Annotated in this window: 21 protein-coding genes; 10 read left to right on the top strand and 11 right to left on the bottom strand. The window is 63.4% G+C overall.

The genetic code is table 11. The features are described from left to right. Positions 1-9: 9 nt before the first annotated feature. The 3 genes from Q0844_RS06875 to Q0844_RS06885 all read right to left on the bottom strand — a co-directional run bounded on the left by Q0844_RS06875 (position 10) and on the right by Q0844_RS06885 (position 2,062). Positions 10-786, bottom strand: coding sequence for a 3-hydroxybutyrate dehydrogenase (locus Q0844_RS06875; protein WP_299043290.1), 777 nt, complete (start codon positions 784-786; stop codon positions 10-12). A 191-nt stretch (positions 787-977) separates the two neighbouring features. After that, the gene (locus tag Q0844_RS06880) at positions 978-1,772 is read right to left on the bottom strand and encodes an N-acyl homoserine lactonase family protein (protein ID WP_299043292.1); all 795 of its coding nucleotides are present in this window, start codon (positions 1,770-1,772) and stop codon (positions 978-980) included. After that, positions 1,769-2,062: a putative quinol monooxygenase gene (locus Q0844_RS06885; RefSeq protein ID WP_299043294.1), complete on the bottom strand. Its 294-nt coding sequence runs from the start codon at positions 2,060-2,062 to the stop codon at positions 1,769-1,771. Before Q0844_RS06885 ends, Q0844_RS06880 begins: the two co-directional genes overlap by 4 nt. Positions 2,063-2,171: 109 nt before the next feature. Here Q0844_RS06885 and Q0844_RS06890 point away from each other — a divergent pair, with 109 nt between their 5' ends. The 3 genes from Q0844_RS06890 to Q0844_RS06900 are packed head-to-tail and all read left to right on the top strand — an operon-like array spanning position 2,172 to position 4,923. Continuing rightward, complete coding sequence (locus Q0844_RS06890) at positions 2,172-3,248, top strand: isocitrate/isopropylmalate family dehydrogenase (protein ID WP_299043295.1); 1,077 nt, start codon at positions 2,172-2,174, stop codon at positions 3,246-3,248. Then, positions 3,245-4,261 (top strand): Gfo/Idh/MocA family oxidoreductase, encoded by a 1,017-nt coding sequence (locus Q0844_RS06895; protein WP_299043296.1) that lies wholly within the window; start codon positions 3,245-3,247, stop codon positions 4,259-4,261. Before Q0844_RS06890 ends, Q0844_RS06895 begins: the two co-directional genes overlap by 4 nt. Then, positions 4,261-4,923: a GntR family transcriptional regulator gene (locus tag Q0844_RS06900; protein WP_299043298.1), complete on the top strand. Its 663-nt coding sequence runs from the start codon at positions 4,261-4,263 to the stop codon at positions 4,921-4,923. The genes Q0844_RS06895 and Q0844_RS06900 overlap by 1 nt, the downstream gene beginning before the upstream one ends. Here Q0844_RS06900 and Q0844_RS06905 read toward each other — a convergent pair. The 4 genes from Q0844_RS06905 to Q0844_RS06920 all read right to left on the bottom strand — a co-directional run bounded on the left by Q0844_RS06905 (position 4,920) and on the right by Q0844_RS06920 (position 9,122). Then, the gene (locus tag Q0844_RS06905; RefSeq protein WP_299043300.1) at positions 4,920-5,699 is read right to left on the bottom strand and encodes an IclR family transcriptional regulator; all 780 of its coding nucleotides are present in this window, start codon (positions 5,697-5,699) and stop codon (positions 4,920-4,922) included. The genes Q0844_RS06900 and Q0844_RS06905 overlap by 4 nt on opposite strands. Before the next feature lie 14 nt (positions 5,700-5,713). After that, positions 5,714-7,075: a TRAP transporter large permease gene (locus tag Q0844_RS06910; RefSeq protein WP_299043301.1), complete on the bottom strand. Its 1,362-nt coding sequence runs from the start codon at positions 7,073-7,075 to the stop codon at positions 5,714-5,716. After that, positions 7,075-7,743 (bottom strand): TRAP transporter small permease subunit, encoded by a 669-nt coding sequence (locus Q0844_RS06915; RefSeq protein ID WP_299043302.1) that lies wholly within the window; start codon positions 7,741-7,743, stop codon positions 7,075-7,077. The genes Q0844_RS06910 and Q0844_RS06915 overlap by 1 nt, the downstream gene beginning before the upstream one ends. 146 nt (positions 7,744-7,889) lie before the next feature. Beyond that, positions 7,890-9,122, bottom strand: a complete 1,233-nt coding sequence (locus Q0844_RS06920; protein ID WP_299043303.1) for a TRAP transporter substrate-binding protein — start codon at positions 9,120-9,122, stop codon at positions 7,890-7,892. A gap of 109 nt (positions 9,123-9,231) precedes the next feature. On the opposite strand from Q0844_RS06920, the gene Q0844_RS06925 reads away from it, so the two are divergent. Continuing rightward, positions 9,232-10,827 carry a choline dehydrogenase gene (locus tag Q0844_RS06925; RefSeq protein ID WP_299043305.1) on the top strand — a complete coding sequence of 532 codons (1,596 nt, stop codon included), beginning with the start codon at positions 9,232-9,234 and terminating at the stop codon, positions 10,825-10,827. Here the strand turns inward: Q0844_RS06925 and Q0844_RS06930 are convergent. Further along, positions 10,824-12,134, bottom strand: coding sequence for an MmgE/PrpD family protein (locus tag Q0844_RS06930; RefSeq protein ID WP_299043307.1), 1,311 nt, complete (start codon positions 12,132-12,134; stop codon positions 10,824-10,826). The two genes, Q0844_RS06925 and Q0844_RS06930, sit on opposite strands and share 4 nt — an antisense overlap. Before the next feature lie 49 nt (positions 12,135-12,183). Then, positions 12,184-13,197, bottom strand: coding sequence for a LacI family transcriptional regulator (locus Q0844_RS06935; RefSeq protein ID WP_299043308.1), 1,014 nt, complete (start codon positions 13,195-13,197; stop codon positions 12,184-12,186). Positions 13,198-13,472: 275 nt separating this feature from the next. Between Q0844_RS06935 and Q0844_RS06940 the strand changes: the two genes are divergently transcribed. The 5 genes from Q0844_RS06940 to Q0844_RS06960 all read left to right on the top strand — a co-directional run bounded on the left by Q0844_RS06940 (position 13,473) and on the right by Q0844_RS06960 (position 19,789). Beyond that, the gene (locus Q0844_RS06940) at positions 13,473-14,831 is read left to right on the top strand and encodes an extracellular solute-binding protein (RefSeq protein ID WP_299043309.1); all 1,359 of its coding nucleotides are present in this window, start codon (positions 13,473-13,475) and stop codon (positions 14,829-14,831) included. 75 nt (positions 14,832-14,906) lie between these two features. Beyond that, positions 14,907-16,139, top strand: coding sequence for a sugar ABC transporter permease (locus tag Q0844_RS06945; RefSeq protein ID WP_299043311.1), 1,233 nt, complete (start codon positions 14,907-14,909; stop codon positions 16,137-16,139). Positions 16,140-16,257: 118 nt separating this feature from the next. Beyond that, a complete protein-coding gene (locus Q0844_RS06950) occupies positions 16,258-17,472 on the top strand; it encodes a carbohydrate ABC transporter permease (protein ID WP_299043313.1) in 1,215 nt (404 codons plus the stop codon). Next, positions 17,469-18,734, top strand: a complete 1,266-nt coding sequence (locus Q0844_RS06955; RefSeq protein WP_366522981.1) for a hypothetical protein — start codon at positions 17,469-17,471, stop codon at positions 18,732-18,734. The genes Q0844_RS06950 and Q0844_RS06955 overlap by 4 nt, the downstream gene beginning before the upstream one ends. 2 nt (positions 18,735-18,736) lie before the next feature. Then, the gene (locus tag Q0844_RS06960; protein ID WP_299043315.1) at positions 18,737-19,789 is read left to right on the top strand and encodes an ABC transporter ATP-binding protein; all 1,053 of its coding nucleotides are present in this window, start codon (positions 18,737-18,739) and stop codon (positions 19,787-19,789) included. A gap of 131 nt (positions 19,790-19,920) precedes the next feature. Here Q0844_RS06960 and Q0844_RS06965 read toward each other — a convergent pair whose 3' ends face one another. Beyond that, positions 19,921-20,571, bottom strand: a complete 651-nt coding sequence (locus tag Q0844_RS06965) for an aldolase (RefSeq protein ID WP_299043316.1) — start codon at positions 20,569-20,571, stop codon at positions 19,921-19,923. Beyond that, positions 20,568-21,800, bottom strand: coding sequence for a 3-oxo-tetronate kinase (gene otnK / locus Q0844_RS06970; protein ID WP_299043318.1), 1,233 nt, complete (start codon positions 21,798-21,800; stop codon positions 20,568-20,570). Before otnK ends, Q0844_RS06965 begins: the two co-directional genes overlap by 4 nt. Before the next feature lie 184 nt (positions 21,801-21,984). On the opposite strand from otnK, the gene Q0844_RS06975 reads away from it, so the two are divergent. After that, the gene (locus Q0844_RS06975; protein ID WP_299043319.1) at positions 21,985-23,112 is read left to right on the top strand and encodes a beta-ketoacyl-ACP synthase III; all 1,128 of its coding nucleotides are present in this window, start codon (positions 21,985-21,987) and stop codon (positions 23,110-23,112) included. Positions 23,113-23,122: the final 10 nt, after the last annotated feature.

Below are 23,122 nucleotides of genomic sequence, written 5' to 3' on the forward strand. Positions count from 1 at the left end.
CCCCGGCCCCTACTGCGCGACCCAGCCACCGTCGACGGGCATGGCAATGCCGGTGACGGAGGCTGCGGCCTCGGAGGCAAGGAAAGTGCAGACCGCACCCAGCTGTTCGACGGTCACGAATTCCTTGGTGGGTTGTGCCGCTAGCAGAACGTCGCGCTTCACCTCTTCTTCGGTGATGCCGCGCGCCCGTGCCGTGTCGGGGATCTGCCCTTCGACCAGCGGGGTCAGCACGTAGCCGGGGCAGACCGCATTGACGGTCACGCCGTCCTGCGCGGCCTCGAGCGCCACGGTCTTGGTAAGGCCGACGATGCCGTGCTTGGCCGTGACATAGGCCGACTTGAAGGGCGAGGCGACCAGCCCATGGGCCGACGCCACGTTGATGATGCGCCCGAACTTGCGGGATTTCATGCCCGGCAGGGCCGCGCGGATGGTGTGAAAGGCCGACGACATGTTGATCGCGATGATCGCGTCCCATTTGTCCAGCGGGAACTCCTCGACCGGGCCCACGTGCTGGATGCCCGCATTGTTCACAAGGATGTCGACCGCGCCGAACATGGTTTCGGTGGTGGTAACAAGGTCCGCAATCTCGTCCGGCTTGGTCATGTCCGCCCCGTGATAGGCGACTGTCCCCGCGGATTTGCCATCCAGCGCGGCGCGTGTGGCTTCAATCTCGTCCGCGTCTCCGAACCCGTTGAGCATGATGTTGAAGCCCTGCGCGGCAAAGGCTTCGGCGATGCCCAGCCCGATCCCGCTGGTCGATCCGGTGATGATGGCGGTACGTGTCATGGTCCATTCCTCTGAGAAATGCTGCGACGCGGCGAATGGCGTCTGTCAAAGAGGTAAGAGCATTTCGCACGTGCAGCAATGGTTGCGCTTACACGCTCTCTGTCACGTGAGGTTTACTGCCATGTCTTTCGAGAATCTGCGGAGATTTGCCGGGGACTGCATGGATTCTAGGCAGTCGCCCAGAGCAATTGTTACAGTGTCGGGTCCGTGGTCGGCCCGACATCCAGCCGCGTGACGTGATCGGCCATGCCCGCCGGAAAATGCTGGCGCACCAGCGGGTCATGCCCCGGCACCACCAGTTTCGGCGCGCTGGCCAGCGCCCGGATCGTGTCGAACCCGTCCAGCATGTCCTGCATGTCCACCACGATGGGAAACGGGATACCGTGCAGGAAGTTGCCGTAGAAATGCGCCGCGTCCGAGGCCAGCACCAGCCACCCGGCCTGCGTGCGGATGCGCACCGCCTGCATCCCCTTGGTGTGCCCGCCGATGCGGTGCACCGTGATGCCGTCCGCAATCTCGCTGTCGCCGTCGTGGAACGTGACCTTGCCGGAATACAGCCGCTGCACCGCCGTCACCACATGGCCCACGGTGAAGGGCGCGCGCAGGACGTCGTGACACATGCAGGGGCCGGTGGCATAGGCCATTTCCGCCGCCTGAAGGTGCAATTGCGCGTTGGGAAACAGGTGCAGGCCGCCCGCATGATCGAAATGCAGGTGGGTGACGATGATCTCGGTCACGTCTTCGGGCCCAAGGCCGAACGGTTTCAGCGCCGCGCCCGGATCAATGCGGATGGGGCGGCCCCGCGCCTGGCCCTCGGCCGCGTCAAAGCCCGTGTCCACAAGAATCACCCGGTCGTCGCCCCGGATCAGCCAGATGTAGAAATCGATGGGATCCGGCGCGTCGTGATTGTCGTCGAACATGTAATTGTCGCCGCGCACCCGTGCCGTCTGTTCGGCGTATTTGATGGCGTAGACCTCGTAGGTCATCTTTCGACCTTTTCGAATGTTTTCAGGGTCTTGTTTGCGATCATGTCCGCGATCCTGGGGCCCGTTTCGAGATAGTGCGGCATCTGCTGATGCGCCTCGAACGCGGCGAGGTCATCGTAAAGCTCGTACAGGAACACGGTGTCGGGCTGGGACGGGTCCGTGCACACGTCGAATTGCTGGCAGCCCGGTTCGTCCCGGACCGAACAGCGCGCGTTGTTCAGGATATGCGGCATGAACGCATCCTGCGTGCCCGGTTTGAGGTCGAAGACAACGGTGACGGCGTAGGGCATTTTCGAAGGTCCTATCTGCGTATTTGATTGCTTATGCGTTAATGTATACACAAACGCATATCCGAAGCGAGTCGCTTCTGAACACGTTATGCCAAAAGGGACCCGCGCCATGACACCTGAGTTCAAGATCGCCGTTTTTCAGGGGGATGGCATCGGGCCAGAGATCATGGCCCCGACCGTCGCGCTGCTGGAGAGCCTGGCCGCGGGCAGCGGATATACGTTCGATTTTCAGGACTACCCCGCCGGGGCCGCGCATTACGCCAAGACGGGCGAGAGCCTGCCCGCCGCATCCATGGACGGCGCGCGGGCAGCGGATGCCATCCTGTTGTCGGCCATGGGTCTGCCCAGCATCCGCTATGACGACGGGACCGAGATTGCGCCGCAGATCGACCTGCGCAAGGCGCTGACCCTGTTTGCAGGCGTGCGCCCCGTGACCATCCGCCCCGGCCAGCCGACGCCTTTGGCAACGGACAAGCCCGTGGATTTCGTGCTGATCCGGGAAAGCACGGAGGGGCTGTTCTACACCCAGGGGCGCGGTGAGGTTGAGGCCGACGAGGCGCGCGAGACGTTGCGCATCACGCGCGAGATTTCAGAGCCGCTGTTCCGCTTTGCCTTTGACTTGGCCGAGGCGCGCAAGGCGGCAGGTACGGGGCCGGGCAAGGTCACCTGCGTGGACAAGGCCAATGTGTTCCGCGCCTTTGCCTTTTTCCGCGAGATGTTTGATGCCGAGGCGGCGAAGCGTCCGGGGATCGAAGCCGATCATGCCTATGTCGACGCCACGGCGTTGTGGATGGTCGAACGCCCGTGGTCCTTTGACGTGATGGTGACCGAGAACATGTTTGGCGACATCCTGTCTGATCTGGGGGCCGGGTTGATGGGCGGTTTGGGGTTGGCACCCTCTGCCGATATCGGGGCGGATCATGCGGTGTTCCAGCCGTGCCACGGGTCTGCACCCGACATTGCGGGCCAGGGCGTGGCGAACCCGATCGCGATGATCCTGTCCGGGGCCATGATGCTGGAATGGCTGGCCGGCCGGCATGATGTGCCTGCGATGGCTGCCGATGCGCTGCGCCTGCGCAGGGCGGTCGATGCCGTGGTGTCCGAGGGCCGCGTGCTGACCCGTGATCTGGGCGGGTCTGCCGGTACGGCGGATGTGGTCCGGGCGGTCGAGGAGGCGCTGGCATGATACGTGTCGCCTGCGTCGGGGCAGGTTATTTCAGTCAGTTTCACTATGGAAGTTGGGCGCGGATGGAGGGCGTCGATGTGGTGGGGGCCTGCGATCTGGATGCGGAGAAGGCCGCGGCCACGGGCGCACCGCCCTTTGAGGATCTGGGTGCCATGCTGGTGGAGGCGGCCCCTGATCTGCTGGATATCATCCTGCCGCCCCCGGCCCATGCCGCAACCATTCGCGCGGCCCTGACCGCCGGGATCAAGTGGATCATCTGCCAGAAGCCGTTTTGCATGGATCTGGAGGAAGCCCGCGGGATTGTGGCCGAGGCGGAGGCTGCAGGTGCGCGGCTGGTCGTACATGAGAATTTCCGCTTTCAACCGTGGTATCGGGCCATCAAGGCCGCGTTGGAGGCCGGGGCGATTGGCGACGTGCTGAACGCGACCTTTCGCCTGCGTCCCGGTGATGGCCAGGGGCCAGGGGCCTATCTGGACCGCCAGCCCTATTTCCAGCAGATGCCCCGGTTCCTTGTCCACGAAACGGCGGTGCATTGGGTCGACACATTTGCCTATCTCTTTGGCCCGGCGCAGGCCGTCTATGCCGATCTGCGGCGCATCAACCCGGTGATTGCGGGCGAGGATGCGGGCCACGTGATTTTTGACCACGGCCCGGTGCGGGCGCTGTTTGACGGGAACCGCCATCTGGATCATGTGGCCGACAACCTGCGCTGCACCATGGGCGAGGCGCTGATCGAGGGGACACGCGGTGTGCTGGCCCTGCACGGGGACGGGTCCGTGACGCGGCGCGGGTTTGGGTCTGATAAGGTCAAGACGGTGCTGCCACCGGACACGTGGGACGGGTTTGGCGGCGATTGCGTACATGCGCTGCAATCTCACGTGGTGCGGGCCATGACGGACGGCACGCCGGTGGAGAACGAGGCGCGCGACTATCTGCGGGTCATCGCGGTCAAGGATGCGATCTATGCCTCGGCCCGTGACGGTCGCAAGCTGTGGTTGGAGGAGCGCGCGTGATGGGTGCCATGAGCAATGTGGAACGGGCGGTCGCCGCGTTGCGCCAGATGATCTTTTCCGGTGAATTGCCACCCGGGTCCGACCATCTGGAAAGCGAACTGGCCGACAGGTTGGGCATGTCGCGCACGCCCGTGCGCGAGGCGGCGTTGATGTTGCAGGCCCAGGGGCTGGTCGAAATGCGGCCACGGCGCGGCATTCGCATCAGCCCGGTGTCCGCGTCGGACATGGCCGAAATCTACGACATCCTGACCGAGCTGGAGAGCCTGGCCGCCGCGCGGGCCGCCGAAGCGGAATATTCCAGGAACGATTTGAAAACGCTGGCCACGGCCATTCGGGACATGGAGTCCGCGCTGGCCGCCGATGACCTGCGCGCCTGGGCCGAGGCCGACGACCGGTTTCACCGCGAACTTGTCCGGCTGGGCGGCAATGCGCGGCTGAGCATGGTGGTGTCGGTGATGCGCGACCAGGTGCGCCGCGCGCGCGCGACGACCCTGTTCATGCGTCCCAAGCCCAACCAGTCAAACGAAGATCACCGCCGGGTGTACCAGGCGATTGCCGAACGGGACCCGCAGACCGCGCATGATGTGCACCACGCGCACCGGCAGGCCGCGCGTGACATGCTGGTGGCCCTTCTGGACAAGCACCAGTTCTACGGCCTTTAGGACGTGTGCAGCTTGGTCAGCTCTTCGGACCCGCGCCGCAGGGCCGGCAGAAAGTCGATCAGGTCCGCAAGGCTGCGGCGCTGGATCGGGGCGTGGGCCGAGAGTGTCGCCAGCAGCTTGCCCTGCCCGTCCCAGACCGGCACCGCGACAGCAGCCATGCCGGACATGAATTCCTCATTATCCGTGGAATAGCCGCGCAGCCGGGTTGTTTCCAACTCGGCCTTGATGCGGTCCAGATCGGTCAGGGTGCTGTCGGTATGCGCCTCAAGCGGGCGGGTTGTCAGCACGGTGCGCAGGATATGGGGCCGCAGGGTCGACAGGTACATCTTGCCCGATGCGGTACAGTGGAACGGCACCTGGCTGCCGATGGGCAATTGAATGCGCAGGGGCCATTCGGTTTCCACCCGGTCGAGATAGGTCATCCCCTCGCGGTCGGCGGTTGCCAGATTGCACGTCTCGCCCACCGCCTCGGCCACGCCGCGCAGGATGGTCAGACGCGCGGTGCGCAGGTGTTCGGACGACATGGTGCTGACGGCCAGCGCCCGCAGACGCGGCCCCGGGCCATAGCTGCGCCCATCCAGATCGCGCTGCAGGAACCCCTCGCTCTCGGCCGTTTGCAGCAGCCGGTGCACGGTGGGTTTCGGCAGACCCAATGCATCGATCAGGTCTGTCGGTTTGACGGCCACCCCGCGCTTGGCAACCTCCTCCATCACCATCAGCAACCGCAGATTGGTGGGGATTTGGCTGTCCTTGCGGGGGCGGTGATCGTCAGGCATGTGTCACACTAGGGTCATTTGGCAAGCTCGACCAGGTACAGTGCCAGTCCCGGTACCAGCGACACCAGAATCCACACCGTGATCAGAGCGAACAGATAAGGCACGGTATAGCGCAGCAACTTGAAGTAGGGAACGCCCGTTACACCTGACGCCACGTAGAGGTTGAGCCCGTAGGGCGGCGTGATGAAGCCGATGGATGCGCCCACGAGGAAAATCACCGCAAAGTGGATCGGGTCCACGCCGATATTGGCCGCAATCGGCGCAAGGATCGGCGCAAGGATGATCGTCACCGGCAGCGATTCCAGCACCATGCCAAAGATGAACACGATGGCCATGGCCGTGAACAGAATGGGATAGAACCCGCCCATGGACGTCACGAAGTTGCCGATGACCTCTTGGGCACCCAAAAGCGACAGGATCTGCTGCATCACCACCGAAATGGCGATCAGGGGCGCAAGGATACCCGTGATCTGGGCCGAGCGCATGACGATGCCGGGGATCTGCGGGATGGTGAACCCTTCGACCACCAGCATGGAGAGGGTGGACTTTTGCGACCAGTCCTTGGTCTGGTCCATCCTGAACACCTTGCTCAGCACCCAGCTGACCAGGCCCGCGATGATCCCGAAGCCAACGGTCACACCCGCCGCCTCGGTCGGCGAGAATTTACCGGTGTAGATGCCCCAGAGCACCAGACCGATGGCAAAGAAGCCAAGCCAGGCGCCAAGCGCCGTCTTGAACACCCGGAATGGCGACAGGGCAATCAGATAGCCCCAGCCATTGCGCCAGCAGATGATGAAACAGGCCAGCATCATGCCCAGAACCATCAGCGCGCCGGGAATGATCCCCGCCACGAACAGGTCCGAAATGGGCAGGTTCATCAAAAAGCCGTAGACGATGAAGATGATCGAGGGCGGGATGATGATCCCGACCGTGCCGCCCGCCGCCGCCGTGGCCGCGGAAAAGCGTTCGTCATAGCCGCCCTTGACCATTTCGGGGTGCAGCATCGAACCGATGGTGGCCGTGGTGGCCGAGTTGGAACCCGAGATCGCCGCAAAGAGGCCGCAGGCCCCAAGCGAGGCCATGGCAAGGCCGCCCCGGATCCAGCCCAGGCAGGCATAGGCAAAGTCCGACAGCCGCCGCGCAATCCCGGACCGGTTGATCAGGTCCCCCGTCAGGATAAAGAGCGGCATGGCAAGCAGGGCAAAGCCGTCGGTAAACACGTCCTGAAGGGCCGCACCCATGTTCAGAAGCTGCAAATCCAGCACGTAGGACATGCCGATCACCCAATAGGCGATGACAAGAAAGACCGGCACGCCCATCATGAACAGGAGGGTGACGGCGATGGAAATCACGGTGATGAGGGTTGGATCAGACATCAGTCGCCTCCGATCACAGCGGCTTCGATCATCTCGTCCCCGTTGCGGTATTTCTTGAGATCAGCGGAAAAGTTTTCGAACACACGCGCCGTCAGAAGGATGAAGGCGATGGGCACGGTGCCCAGGAACCACCACTGCATGATGTTGTCGGTGCCCAGCATGATCGCAAAGTTGGCCGCGGCCCGCACGGTTTCCTGCGATGTGGTGACAACCACGATCCAGGCAAAGCCGAACCATAGGACCGCATCCAGCACCAGCAAGGCCAGTTGCATCCCGCGCGGCGCCGCCTTGCGGAATTCGGCAAAGGCGAGGTGTGTGCGCAGCTTGACGTTATAGCTGCACCCGACCCACGTCATGATGAGAAACAGGAAAGGCGGCAGCGTCGTGGACCAGGCCGGTTGCCCGTTCAGGTAAAACCGCTGAATGACGCCCGCAAAGATGATGTAGCCGATGGCAAGATAGGCCACGACCATGACGGCCGGTTCCAGGTTGCGTTCCACGATCGGTGCAACCCTGTAGATGAAGGCGACAAGCAATCCACCCAGCAGGGTCGCCATGAAGCCCAGCGGCCACATGCCCGAATTGCCGCGCAGCGCGGTCTGCAACTCGAACGAGTCACCTGTCATCAGGGCGGAGATGATCTCTCCCATGCCCGTGATCATATCCATGATGCACCTCCCTCGTGCGTGGCTGTTCCGCTCCGACGTCTTGCGCGATCAGGATGCGGAAATCCACGCCGCACTGCTGCGGCATGGATTAACGCCTGGGCGCAACACGCCCAGACCATTGATTTACATGAAAATCCGCTTGCGGATCAGCCACGCCACCAGCGACGGGGCTCGACATTCTCGGCCAGGGTGTGCGGGTTCTGACGCACGCCGTCATAGATTTCCTGGTAGGTGTCGATACCATCGGCCCAGCCGTTGATCCGCTCGCGCCACTGCTCCCACAGCTGCGGCTGGAACTCGGGCGAGCATTGCTCTTCCGCTTTCTTGATCTCTGCGTCGGACAATGCGGCCACGCGCACGTTGTTCTGGGCAAAGATCGTGTCCGGACCCTGATGCGGATGCGAGAAGCCGACGGTGTTGACCAGTGCGGCCTCGTTTGCGGCCTGCACGTGCACCTGTGTCAGGTACGACGCTTCCATGACGGCATCCTGCAGTTCGCCACCCAGGTTGTCGAAGCTTTGGGCGTTCATCGCCGTATGTTCGGTGCCGCAGAAGAAACGCAGGTCCACACATTGGCTGACGACGGGCGACATGTTGGCATATGCCACGGCCGAGGCCCATGTTTCCGCACCGTCGATCAGGCCCTGCTTCAGACCATCAAGGGTTTCTTCCCATGCCACCGGAACGGGGTTCAGACCCAGGGCGTTCATCGCGATCCGGCCCAGCTGTGTGCCTGTCACGCGGTTCTTGGTGCCGCGCAGTACGTCGATGTTCTCGACCGTGGGCTTGTCTTCCCAGGCCAGACCCAGCTGGATGCCGCGCAGTTCCGCGTGGGTAAACAGGAACTTCAGGCCGTGGCGCTTTTCGAACGGGTCACGCAGGATGCGCTGGCTGTCGGGGCTGTACATGAAGTAGTACTGGTCGGCCCGGCTGCGGAACATGTAGGCATAGTCCAGCACGTTCAGATAAGGCGCACCACCGGCCGAGTTCTGGGTCGACGCGGCATAGATGTCGACGATGCCCTGTTGCGCCTTTTCCACGCAGGACAGCTGACCGCAGATCTGGTTGTTGCCGATGAATTCGATGCGGATTTCGCCATCGGTCCGTTCTTCGAGGTCGCGGGCGAATTCGAGACACCCGGCACGTTCGATCAGCAGGTTCTGCTGGTTAAAGCCGGCGGCGCCGAACTTCAGCACGTGCTTGGGCTCTTTCGCGAACCGCTTTTCATAAGTGGATTCCGCGGCTGCCGCCAGGTTGGCAAGGCTCATCGCACCACCAAAGCTACCCGCTGCAAGCAGCGTGGAGCTGAGGCCGTAGCGCCCTGCAACACGGAACAGATCGCGGCGCGAAATGCCCGCGAGGTTCTTCGAAAGTTTCATGCAATCCTCCCTGATTTGCATTATTGAGACGTTTTATCTCAGAAAAGGCTAGCGCAGCCAAAACAATCTGCCTAGTCTTTTTTTGACTTTAGTGAAGGGAGGGGCCGTTTTGGAAGCCGATTATGTCATCGTGGGTGCCGGAAGTGCCGGCTGCGTGATCGCGAATCGTCTGAGCGCGGACCCGAACACCAAGGTTGTGCTGCTTGAGGCGGGGGGACGGGACTGGAACCCGTGGATCCATATCCCGGTCGGATATTTCAAGACGATCCACAATCCGAATGTCGACTGGTGTTACAAGACCGAACCCGATCCGGGGCTGAACGGACGATCCATCGAATGGCCGCGCGGCAAGGTGCTGGGCGGGTCGTCCTCGCTGAACGGATTGCTCTATGTCCGGGGCCAGGCGCAGGACTATGACCGCTGGGCGCAGATGGGCAATCGCGGCTGGGGATGGGACGACGTGCTGCCCCTGTTCAAGCGGTCCGAAAGGAACGAACGCGGCGCGGATGAATTTCACGGAGACGAAGGCAACCTTTCGGTTTCCAACATGCGCATCCAGCGCCCGATCACCGATGCATGGGTCGCTGCGGCCCAATCCGCAGGCTACAAGTTCAACCCCGACTACAACGGCGCCGATCAGGAAGGTGTTGGTTTCTTTCAATTAACTGCGCGCAACGGGCGGCGGTGTTCCTCTGCGGTGGCGTTCCTCAACCCGGCCCGCAGCCGCGAAAACCTGAATATCGTGACCCACGCCCAGGTTGAAAAAATCGAATTGGACGGCACCCGTGCAACCGGGGTGTCCTATCGCGATCGCGGGGGCAATTGGCAGGTGGTCAAGGCCCGCAAGGAAGTCATCCTGTCGGGTGGGTCCATCAACTCTCCGCAACTGCTGATGTTGTCGGGCATCGGCGAGGCTGAACAGCTGCAAGAGCACGGGATCGACGTGGTCGCAAACCTGCCCGGTGTGGGCAAGAACCTGCAGGATCACCTGCAGGCACGGCTGGTCTACAAGTGCAACGAACCGACGCTGAATGACGAGGTGTCCAGCCTCCTTGGGCAGGCCAGGATCGGCCTCAAATACCTCATGTTCCGGGCCGGTCCGATGACCATGGCCGCCAGCCTTGCGACCGGGTTCATGAAGACACGGGATGACTTGGAAACCCCCGATATCCAATTCCATGTCCAGCCCCTTTCTGCGGAAAATCCCGGCAAGGGTGCTGACCCATTTTCGGCCTTCACCATGTCGGTTTGCCAGTTGCGGCCCGAATCGAAGGGCGAGATTCGGTTGGTCAGCAAGGACGGACGGACATATCCGAAGATCATTCCGAACTATCTGAGCACCGAAACCGACTGCCGCACGGTTGTCGAAGGGGTGAACATCGCCCGCAGGATTGCCCGGCACGCGCCGCTGACCTCGAAAATCTCGGAAGAATACCGGCCCCACGCGGACCTGCCGATGGACGATTACGACGCGACCCTGGATTGGGCCCGCAACAACACCGCATCCATCTATCACCCGACCGGCACCTGCAAGATGGGGTCCGACAAGGGGGCCGTTGTCGATGATCAGTTGCGCGTGCACGGCATTTCCGGCCTGCGCATCGCCGATTGTTCGATCATGCCCGAGATCGTGAGCGGCAACACCAACGCCCCCGCCATCATGATCGGCGAGAAGGCGTCCGACCTGATCCGCGCCAGCGCCTAGACCGGTGGTGTAATCAACGCGGTCAGGTCCGTCAGGGGCTGATCGCTGTTCGCCATACGGCTTCGCATGCTCCACAGCGCGTCCGTGCGCCGTGCCGGCAGGGCCGCGCACATGATGCGGAACTTTTCCTCGACCTCGGCCAATGACATGGGCACCTCCTGCGGGCCGCCACGAGGTTCCGTGTCGCCCGAGACCAATGTCCGTCCGTCCTTGAGGTGCAGCGTCAACGCGGCTGTCCGTTTCTGCGGAAAATGCGCGGTGTGGTGATCGGTGGCCCGCACCGAGATACGCCTCAGCACGTCCTTGACATCCCGCGCGTGCAGGGCGGCCCCCTCAATCGCGGTCGGGCCGATCTGGCCGTGCACCAGCATCGTCGCCACCGGGAAGGGCAGCGCATATTGCGCTTGCGAGGTGGTGTCGGGCATGCCGGGAAACAGGGCGGCGGCGGCCTCGAATGTCTCGATCTCGATCCGGGTGACATCGTCCGCCCGCAGGTCATGCGCCAGCCGCAGGGTGCGCATTGCGTCAATGGCGGGGTGGGCCCAGCGGCAGACCGGATAGGGCTTGATATAGTTGCGCGTGATCGTCCAGTCGGTGCCCAGCGTGTCCCAGTGTTCGGGGGCCTCCTCGATCGTGATGGCGGGCGCGCCGGTGAACCCGGCCTGTGCCATCAGCACCGCCATCACACCCGTCATCGCCCCCATGCCGGACCCGTCATGCAGCATGGTGGGGTTCGCAATCTCGCGCATCATCTGGCTGCGGGGGCCGTGATATTCGGCAATGCCCAGCGCGTGGCGGGTCTGGTCCCGTGACAGCCCCAACAGCCGCGCACCCAACGCCGCCACCCCCAGCGCGTTCCACGCGCCTGACGTGTGGTAGTCACTGACAGTGGCATGCAGCGCGACGCCTGCCCGCGCGGCCACCTCATAGGCCATGATCAGCGCATCCAGGGCCTCGGCCCGTGTCAGATCCGGGCGCAGGCTGGCAAAGGCAAAAAGGGCGGGCACAACCGCGCACCCGATATGCCCCTTGGTCGGGTTGAACCCGTCATGGGCGTCCAGGTTGTCGATCTGCGTCGCGGCGGCAAAGGCGGCACCGGGCAGGCCACAAGACCGCCCGTCAAACAGCAGGGGCGCGCCCTGCCCCGCGCCCATATGGTCGGCGGCAAAATCGCGGGCGATGCGCCCCGCCGCCCCATCGGCGGCGCCGGCGGCCACACCCAGCGTGTCGATCAGAAGGGTCGCCGCAACGTCCCGCACGGTGTCGTCGCAGCCGAGCGGCGCGTGAATGAAATCAAACATGTCCATGGGGCCATCAAGGCGCAACAGGCCGCCGCCTGCATGCCCGTTCGCGACATCAGCCGCTGCGCCACATCGCGGCGGGTTCGTGCAGGGTCTGCAACTGGTCGGCGGGCACGCCCTGCACCCGGTCGATCAGCAGGCGGGCCAGTTCACGACCGGTCGCCACCAGGTCTTCGCCCACGGTGTCGATCCGTGGATAGAGCGTCGGCAGGATCTGGGTCGTTTGCCGGCAGATCAGGTCATAATCGCGGCCCAATACCTGACCCTGATCCGCCATGCCCCCCATCAGGGCCAGCGTCGCCAGTTCATTGTTGCTGATGATCGCATCAAATGGATCAGCGCGTTGCGCAAGGGACTGACCAAAGGCGCGGGCCGTGTCGGTCGAAATCAGGATACCGGTCTCGGTCGCCACCTCGCCGGTCATGCCGTGCCGGGCCAGGGTGCGGTGAAAGCCGCCTGTGATCTTGGCAAAGTTGGTGGTGGCGTCATCCTCGGCCAGCAGCACGAACCGCTTGCGCCCGCGCGCGATCAGACGGTCCACCGCCATCTCGACATAGCGTTCGGCGTGGAAGTCGTGAAAGGCATGGGCGGCGTAGAACTCGGTCCGCCCATGCGACACAAATGGGAAATCCGCATCGATCAGCATCTGGACCCTCGGGTCGCGCGCGCTCGTGTGCGTCAGGATGATGCCGTCAGAGGTGCGGTTTTGCAAAACATAACGCACCGACTCTTCGGGTGTGGCGCCTTGCAGGTCGGGGATGACGTTCAGGTGGTACTTGGATCCGGACAGATGCGCGCCGATCCCTTCGATCATCTGGCGGGTGTAGTCGATGGTGTTCTTGGCAGGTGACAGCACAAGGGTCAGCACGTTGGTCTGGCCGGTGCGCAAGCGTACGCCCGCGCGGTTGGGGACATAGCCCACGTCGGCCGCGGCCTGCGCGATCTTGTCCCGCGTTTCCTTTTTCAGACGCGAGCCATCGCGCAGCGACAACGACACGGTTGACAGGCTCAGGCCCGTGATCTCGGCAATTGTCTTCAGCGTGGGTGGTTTGCGGGTCGGGTCGGCCATGGCCTGCCTGGTTGGATGTCGGAATACTGTCCCGGGTATCAGAGCAGGCCGGGCCACGCCAATCAACAACGAATCGGGGTGCATCGTTGCAATTTTTGGCACACATATCTTTCTGCATTGCAGCAAAATACTGAATTTTATTGGATTTTCGGAAATCTGATGTCGCGAAAAAATTTGTTGCATCGTTGCAATTATCTGCGACCATTTATGGCAGGTTCCGTTCGGATTGCTGTGCAGGCGACCGGACCAACGACGATCCAATGGGAGGACACCACATGACCGCAACCAAAGGCCTGATGGCCCGCCTGGCGACCGGCACAGCACTCAGCCTTGTGCTGGGCGCAACCGCCGCCATGGCCGACGACATCCGCTTCTGGACAACCGAAGAACAGCCCGAGCGGCTGGCCAAGCAGCAGGAAATGGCCGCACAGTTCGAAAAGGCGACCGGCACGTCGGTCGAAGTGATCCCGGTGTCCGAGACCGAGCTGGGCACACGGACCACCGCCGCCTTCGCCGCCGGTGACCTGCCGGATGTGATTTACCATTCGCTGCAATACGCCCTGCCCTGGGCCGAAGCGGGCATTCTGGACACAGAGGCCGCGACCGAAGTGGTCGACAGCCTGGGGCGCGACACATTCGCGGCCGGTCCCTTGTCGATGGCGGCCTATGACGGCGACATCGCGTCGGTGCCGGTGGACGGCTGGACGCAGATGATCGTCTACCGTGCCGACCTGTTCGAGGAAAAGGGCCTCGCGCCGCCCAGCACCTTCGCCAATGTCGAAGCAGCACTTGCCGCGCTGCACAACCCGCCGGAAATGTACGGATTTGTGGCCGCCACCAAGGTGGACGAGAATTTCATGAGCCAGGTTCTGGAACATGTGTTCCTGGCCAATGGCGTCAGCCCGGTTGGCGACGGCGGCTTCCAGGACCTGGACGTGCAGGCCACCACCGAAGTGCTGGATTTCTACAAGGCCATCGCCGAAGCCTCCCCGCCCGGGGAACTCTTCTGGAAGCAATCGCGCGAGATCTATTTCGCCGGTGATGCCGCGATGATCATCTGGTCGCCCTTCATTCTGGACGAACTGGCCGGTCTGCGCGACAGCGCCGCGCCCACCATCAACGACGATCCAACCACCAAGGAACTGGCCGCCAAGACCGGCATCGTGACCAACTTTGCCGGGCCGTCGAACCCGGATGGCGCCGCATGGGGTGACGTGCGGTACTTTGGCATTACCTCTGACGCGAACACCGAAGCGGCGCAGGCCTTTGTCGAATTTTCGATGAACGACGGCTATATGCAGACGCTGTCCATCGCCGCCGAGGGCAAGTTCCCGGTGCGCACGGGCACCGCGGATGAGCCGGGCAAGTTTTCGGCCGCGTGGTCGGAAATCCCGGTTGGCGTGGACCGCAAGGCCCCCATGAAAGACCTCTACTCGGCAGAGATGCTGGACGAGATCGTGGGCGGGCTGAAAGTGGCCCAGCGCTGGGGTGTCGAGGAGAACCAGCTGGCGCTGGCGTCCAAGATGATCAACAGCCAGGCGGTCAACCGCATCGTGCGCCAGTATATCGACGGCGAAGTCGACGCCGCTGCGGCCATCGCGGCCATGAACAGCGAATTGGCCGCAATCCAGTAAGCCCTCCCATAGGCTTCGAGGGGGCGGGTCGCCCTGCCCTCTCACCTCCCCGCACCCTCATTTTCGAGACATCCCATGACGGTCCCTTCCCCACCGACCACCCGAGGTGCGCTTGAGCGCCGCGAGGCGCGGCTGGCCTGGTCCCTGCTGCTGCCCACGATCACGATCGTGAGCCTTGTGATCATCCTGCCGCTGCTGGCGATCTTCTGGATCAGCTTCAAACCCGTGGGGCTGGCGGACCTGCGCCCCGTGGCCCCGGTGATCCGCGAAAGCCTGCGCGAGCGGTCGGGCGAGATGGTGATCGAATACCGCGTGCGCAACTCGTCCCAGCAGAAAGAGATCGTGGGGTTGGGGTTCACGGACAGGCTGCATGATGGCGTGACGCTGGGCACGTTGCCCGACGCGTGTTCGGTGGATAGCGGTGTGCTGCGCTGCGACTTTGGCGATGTAGAGGGCGGGTTCAACGAACGCATCCGTATCCCCGTGACCCTAGATGGCGACCCGGAGGCGCTGGAAGATATCGTCGAAGGCTCCGCGCCCGCAGGCTATGGCACCGGCGACAACATCCTGACCAATGCCGAGTTCACCTTCGACAACTTTGCCCGCATCTTTGACGGGGACGAGTTTTGGTCCGTGCTGTGGGCCACCGTGTTCTACACCGTCTTCGGCACCATCGGGGCGCTGGTCGTGGGCCTGTTTGCGGCGCTCCTGCTGAACAAATCCTTCCGCGGCAAGGGCGTGCTGCGCGGGCTGTACCTGTTCCCTTATGTCTCGCCCATCATCGCGGTCGCCTTCACCTGGGTGACGCTGCTCGACCCCTTTTCGGGCTCGCTCAATGCCCTTCTGATCCAGATGGGTGTGGTTGAGGCCCCCATCAATTTCTTCGGCCAGCGCCCCCTGGCCCTGATCATGGTCACGGTGTTCGAGATCTGGCGCTATTTCCCGCTGTCCTTCCTGTTCATCCTGGCCCGCATGCAGTCCATCGACACCGACATGTACGAGGCCGCCGACATGGACGGCGCGTCGCCCTTCCAGAAGTTCTGGTACCTGTCCCTGCCCATGCTGCTGGGCATCCTGTCGGTGCTGTTCCTGCTGCGGTTCATCTGGACCTTCAACAAGTTCGACGACATTTTCCTGCTGACCGGGGGCAATGCGGGCACGCGCACGCTGACGGTGAACGTGTATGAACAGGCCTTTGCCATCTCGAATATCGGCGCGGGCGCGGCGGTGGCGGTGGTGATCTTTGCCACGCTGCTTTTGTTCAGTTTCTTCTTCTTCAAGTACATCAGCCAGGAGGAAGGGCTGTGATGTTGGGTGCCGCAAAACAAGTTTGCGTCTCGCCTGCGGCGGGCGGGGCTGAGGGGCGCTGCCCCTCGGCCTGCGGCCTCACCCCGGCATATTTTGCGAACAATGAAGGGACGGGGCGATGAGCATGATCCGTCAAGGTTCTGTGACCGGAGCCGTGATCGGGCTGTTCTGGGCCTTTGTCATGGCGATCACAGTGTCAGTTACCCTGTCCTTTGCCTCGGGCCTCGGGTTTCGGCCCGGCAGTCTGGGGTGTCTGATCCTTGGAATCGGTGGTGGTTTGGCCCTGGTGTATCTGCGCGATGCGCGGATGGTGATCGGTGGGTTTGTGCTGCTGTGCGTGGCCCTCATGGTGACGCCGTTGTCGCCCATCCTGTTTGGCGAGACCGTGCCGGTCCTGTGGCAGGTGGTTGCTGCCGTGTCGTTCGGTGTCTTCACCATCTGGCCGCTGAACGTGATGCTGGTCGAGGCACATCCAGGCCCGCTGACCCGCCACGCGTTCGAGGACGCGGTGATCCGGTTTCTGACCGGGTTCGGCTACATCGTGTTCACCGCTGTCGTGCTGATCCCGTTCTATGTCATGGTCATGACCAGCCTGAAGTCACAGCAGGCTCTCCTCAGGAACCCGCTGGACTTCTCGATCGAGCTTGAGCGCGGCTGGGACCTGTTCCGCAGCTATGCGGAGCTGTTTGGGCAATTCAATTTCGGCAGCTACCTGTGGACCAGCTTTTATGTCTCGGTCCTGACGGTCCTTATCACCCTGCTGTTTTCCGTGCCCGGTGCCTACGCCGTGGCGCGTCTGCGCTTCCAGGGGCGGGCGGCGTTTTCGCGCTCCATCCTGCTGATTTACATGGTGCCGATGATCGTGCTGGCCCTGCCCATCTACATCGTCTTTTCCATGACGGGTCTGCGCAACACCATTCCGGGGCTGTTGATGATCTATCCGGTCACCACCATTCCCGTCGCCCTTTACATGCTGCAGGGCTATTTCCGCGGCCTGCCGGTCGAGGTCGAGGAGGCGGGGCTGATGGACGGGCTGTCGCGCCTGCAGGTGATCTGGAAGATCACCTTGCCCCTGTCGCTGCCTGCGATGGTGTCGGTGTCGCTGTATGTCTTCATGATTGCCTGGAACGAATTCCTGCTGGCCTTCATGCTGCTGGACGATCCGTCGAAGTTCACCCTCACGCGGGGGGTGGCGATGCTGAACTCTTCTGAAATTCCACGCCAGCACCTGATGGCAGGCGCCGTGATCGCGACATTGCCGATCATGGCCCTGTTTTTGGGGCTGGAACGGTTCATGACAAAAGGGCTGACCGCCGGGTCGGTAAAAGGATGATGCGAGACATGACATCGGCCGAGATGCGCGACGAAGAGGCGCGCGCGATCCTGAAACGCAACGACAAGGGCGGCTATACCATCCCCACCTCGGGCCTCTACCCCTATCAATGGAACTGGGACAGCGCTTTTGCCGCGGTGGGTTTTGCCGAATTCGATGTGGACCGCGCCTGGGCCGAGATCGAGACGCTGTTTTCCGGCCAGTGGGACAATGGCATGGTGCCCCATATCCTGTTCCACGTGCCCGATGACGGGTATTTCCCGAACCATGATGTGTGGCAGGGCACGGGGCCAATCCCGTCCTCGGGCATCAGCCAGCCGCCCGTGGCCGCGACCATGGCGCGGATGGTGCTGGACAAGGATGCGCAGGCGGGGCGCGCGCGCATGGCGACGCTGTTTCCCAAGATGGTCGCATGGCACCGCTGGTTCATGGACTGGCGGCTGGATCGCGGCGCGGTTTGCATCACCCACCCGTGGGAGGCAGGCCGCGACAATGCCCCCGACTGGGACGCGGCCATGGCAGCGATCACCCCCAACGGTGTGGGCGACTACACCCGCCGTGACACGACCCATGTGGACAGTTCCATGCGGCCCACGAAATACGACTACGACCGCTATATCTGGCTGGTGCAGCGCGGGGCGCGGCTGGGCTGGGACGAGGCGGCGATGCTGCAGGACACGCCCTTCCGCGTGGCGGACCCGACGATGACCTTTATCCTTCTGCGCGCCACCCGCGACCTGATCGCCATGGGCGAAAGCTTGGGCGAAGACGTGACCGAATTGCAGGGCTGGGTGACGACGCTGGAGGCGGGCGCGCAGACGCTGTGGAACCCGGCACTCGGATGCTTTGATGGCCGCGATGCGGTGGGGGGCAGTTGGGCCGGGTCAATCTCGAACGCGTCGTTCCTGTGCTGGTACGCGGGCATCGACCACCCCGACATGCGCACCCGTCTGAGCGAGGTCATGGCCTTGTCCAAATACGGCGTACCGTCGCTGACGCCAGACGACGCCCGCTTTGACGGCAAGCGGTACTGGCGCGGGCCGGTCTGGGCGATCATGAACATGATGATCGCCGAAGGGTTGATGGAGTTTGACCTGCCGCAAGGGGCCGCCTTGCGGAGCAACACCGCCGATCTGATCGCCGAGCATGGCTTTGCCGAATATTTCGACCCGCGCGATGGCGCACCCGCCGGTGGCAGCACCTTTACCTGGACCGCCGCCGTGTGGCTGGCCTGGGCCTCCCCCTCTCGTCAAGGAGCATGAAGATGGGCGCGATCACACTGAATGCTGTCGAAAAGTGGTATGGCGAGGTGCAGGTCATCAAGGGCGTCGACCTTGAGATCAAGAATGGCGAGTTTGTCGTCTTTGTCGGCCCGTCCGGCTGTGGCAAGTCCACGCTGCTGCGCATGATCGGCGGGTTGGAGGATATCAGCCGGGGATCGCTGGACATTGACGGCACGGACGTGACGGACCAGCCGCCGTCCAAGCGCGGTTTGTCCATGGTGTTCCAGTCCTATGCGCTCTATCCGCATATGTCGGTGCGCGACAATATGGGGTTTTCGTTGAAGACCGCAGGCGCGCCCAAGGCCGAGATTGCCGAGAAGGTGAACACCGCCGCCGACACCCTGAAGCTGGACCAGTATCTGGATCGCCGCCCCAAGGACCTGTCCGGCGGGCAGCGCCAGCGGGTGGCCATTGGCCGGTCCATCGTGCGCGACCCCACGGCGTTCCTGTTTGACGAGCCCCTGTCGAACCTTGACGCCGCCCTGCGGGTCGAGATGCGCTACGAGATTTCCAAGCTGCACCAGGCGCTGTCGGCCACCATGATCTATGTCACCCATGATCAGGTCGAGGCGATGACGCTGGCCGACCGCATCGTGGTGCTGGACGCGGGCCGGATCATCCAGGTCGGCACCCCACGTGACCTCTATAACCGCCCCGGCAACGTGTTCGTGGCCCAATTCATCGGCAGCCCGAAGATGAATGTGTTTGCCTGTGCGACGGACAGCGGCAGCTATACCGTACCCGGCGGGCGCGGTGGACCGTACGCCTTGGGTGGTGTTGCCACACACATGGGCATCCGGCCCGAACACATCACGGTTGGCGCGCCCGGCAGCGGCCAGTGCGATGGCACCGTTGACGTGATCGAATATCTGGGCGCCGATACGTTTGTGCTGCTGGATTGCGGTGCGGCGGGTCAGATCAACGTGCGGATTTCAGGCGACGCGGATTTGACTGTGGGCGATCTGGTGGGCCTCACCTTCGCCCCAGAGCGCACGCACTTCTTTGATGCGGACGGAAACACGATCAAGGCTTAGGCGCGCTTTGCCATGGGGGGCATGCATATTTGAAGAACAATGAATACAAGGGCACAACTGCACCTTCATTGTTCCAAAAATATGCACTGTGTACGGCCCGACCCGGGCGCAAGGGTCGCGGCAATGCGCGCTCAGGCGTCCCAGTCCACGTCAAACCTTGTCACAACCGCCTGCACCTGATCCGGCGTCAACCCCTGTGCGCCCATCCCGCGGGTCATCAGCGCCAAGCGCGCCGTGTCCTCCAACTCCTCGATGGCGTTGCATGCCGCCTCCACATCCTTGCCCGCCACGACCGGGCCATGGTTCGCCAGCATCACCGCTGACCGCTTGCCGGCCAGCCCCCGCACGGCCGCGCCCATCGCCGGATCACCGGGCAGGAAGAATGGCAACAACTGCACCTTGCCCAGCTTCATGATCCCGTAGGGCGTCAGCGGTGGCAGGAAATTGTCCGCATCGGCCGCCGGCAGCATCGACAGCGCCACCGAATGACACGCATGCAAATGCACCACCGCTCCGGCACTGCTGCGCGTGTCGTAAAAGGCCGTGTGCAACGGCATCTCCTTGGTGGGCGCATCCCCCGCCACATGCACACCCGCCGGATCAAACCGCGCAAGCCGCCCCGGATCCAGCCGCCCGAAACTCGTACCCGTGGGCGACACCAGCACCCCGCCATCCTCGGTCCGGGCCGAGATGTTGCCGGTGCTGCCATGGGTCAGCCCCCGGTCAAACAGCGACTTGGCCAGCAGGCACATCTGTTCGCGCAACGCGGTCTCGGTGCTCATGCCCCCAGCACCCTGTCGGCTTTTTCAAAGAAATCCTCGGCCCCGAAATTGCCGGACTTCAGCGCCACAACCAGGTCAGGTCCCGCGCGCAGGGCCGGCACGCCGGGGTCGATCTCGGGCCCGATGTCCAGCGTGGTCAGGCCCAGCCCTTCGACCACCGCGCCCGATGTCTCGCCGCCTGCGGTGATGATCCGGGTTGCGCCGCCCGCGCGCACGCTGCGCGCCACATCGGCAAAGAACGCTTCCAAGGCCGTTGCCGACGCCGCACGTCCGAACCGATCCTGCACATCGCGCACGACGTCCGGGTCCGCCGAGGAATACAGCAGCGGCAGATCGTCCTGCCCCAGCGCCCACTCCGCCGCCTGCGCAGCCGTCAATCGCCCTTCGATCACATCCGCGGCCAGCACCTCGCGCACCGGATGGCGGGCCGCGTGATGGGCGACTTGCGCCCGCGTCGCGATGGAACAGGACCCCGACAGGGCCACCGCCTTGCCGCCCTGCCCGGTCCACGGCACAGCGCCCGCAACACAGCCGAAATTCGCAGGCAGGCCCAGCGCCACGCCGGACCCGCCGGTGATCAGCGGCAACTCCGCCGCCGCCGTCCCGATGGCGCGCAAATCCTCATCCCGGATCGCATCGACCACAATGTGGCGCTTGCCCGCCGCGTGTTCACCCTGCAGCGCGTCCCGGATCGCACCTGCCCCCTGAAACACCGCACCTGCCCCCACATGCCCCACCTCGTACCGGGTCTGCAGGGCCAGCCACCGGCGCAGGTCCGGATCCGTCATCGGCGTCAGCGGATGGGACTGCATGCCGCTCTCGCTCAGCAACACGTCATTCACGAAAAGATGGCCCTGATAGACGGACCGCCCCGTGCCCGGAAAGGCCGGGCAGACAATGACCTGATGGGCGTCCAGCGCCTCGGCGAGCGCATCGGCGACGGGGCCGATATTGCCCTCCGGCGTGGAATCGAAGGTCGAACAATACTTGAAAAAGACCTGCGTGCAGCCCTGCGCCAGCAACCAGTCCAGCGCCTCAAGCGACCGCGCCACGGCGGCGCCGGGATCAATCGACCGGGACTTCAACGCCACGACACCGGCCTCGACCGACGGGTCGGCGTCACCCGCAGGCACGCCCGTATACTGCGTCACCCGCATGCCTTCCTTGGCCAGCGTGTTGGCCAGGTCACTCGACCCGGTAAAATCGTCCCCGATACATCCCAGTTTCACGGCACTGCCCCCCTGTTTGCAGGCAAACAAGCATCCACACGCCCGCAATGGCAAGCCCATGCGCCGCGCAGCCCGAAATTTCGGAATTTCCCGGGCGGCACATCGCCCCGCGCCCTCTTGCGGACACCGGGCGCGCGCCTGTAGGTTTGCGCAAACATCGACAACCCTGAAAGGGGGCGCATCCGTGGCTTTCTCCCCAGCGATCACCGGCACAGGCGTGTTCACGCCGGAACAATCCATCTCCAACGCTGAACTGGTCAAGGCATTCAACGCCTATGCGGACCTCTACAATGCGGAACACGCGGACGCGATCGCAGCGGGCACAACCCCCGCCAAGGACCATTCCTCCGAAGACTTCATCGTGAAGGCGTCCGGGATCGAAAGCCGCTACGTGATGAACAAGTCCGGCGTGCTGGACCCCACGGTCATGCACCCGCTTTTGCGCCAGCGCAGCGACGACGAACCGTCGATCATGGCCGAAATGGCGGTGGATGCCGCGCACAAGGCGCTGGCCCAGGCGGGCAAGACAGCGGCGGACGTGGATGCGGTCATTTGTGCTGCGTCGAACCTGGAACGCGCCTATCCCGCCGTCGCCATCGAAATTCAGGACCTGCTGGGGATCGAAGGGTTCGCCTTCGACATGAACGTCGCCTGCTCGTCCGCCACCTTCGGCATCCAGGCCGCGGCCGACATGGTGCGCTCAGGCTCCATCCGCTCAGCGCTGGTGGTGAACCCTGAAATCTGCTCGGCCCACCTGGAATGGCGCGACCGCGATTGCCACTTCATCTTCGGCGACGTGGCGACGGCCACCCTGATCGAACGGGCCGAAGACGCAAAAGGCCCCTATTTCAAGATCAGATCGACCCGCTGCGGCACCGCCTTTTCCAACAACATCCGCAACAACAACGGCTATCTGCGCCGGTCGCGTCCCGACGGGATGGCCGACCGCCGCGACATGCAGTTCATGCAGAACGGGCGCAAGGTGTTCAAGGAGGTGCTGCCGCTGGTCAGCAAGCACATTGCCGACCACATGGGCGACGAAGGCGTGACAGCCGCAGACCTGAAACGGCTGTGGCTGCACCAGGCCAATAAATCCATGAACGACTTTATCGGAAAGAAAGTACTGGGGCGCGATCCCGCCCCGGGCGAACAGCCCAACATCCTGCAGGACTATGCCAACACGTCGTCCGCCGGGTCGATCATCGCGTTTTCAAAGTATTCCGATGATCTGGGCGATGGGGACAAGGGCATCATCTGCTCGTTCGGGGCCGGCTATTCCGTCGGGTCCGTCCTGGTCGAACGGCACGGGTAAGGCTGCCACC

Source organism: uncultured Tateyamaria sp. (genome assembly GCF_947503465.1).
Lineage (GTDB): Bacteria > Pseudomonadota > Alphaproteobacteria > Rhodobacterales > Rhodobacteraceae > Tateyamaria.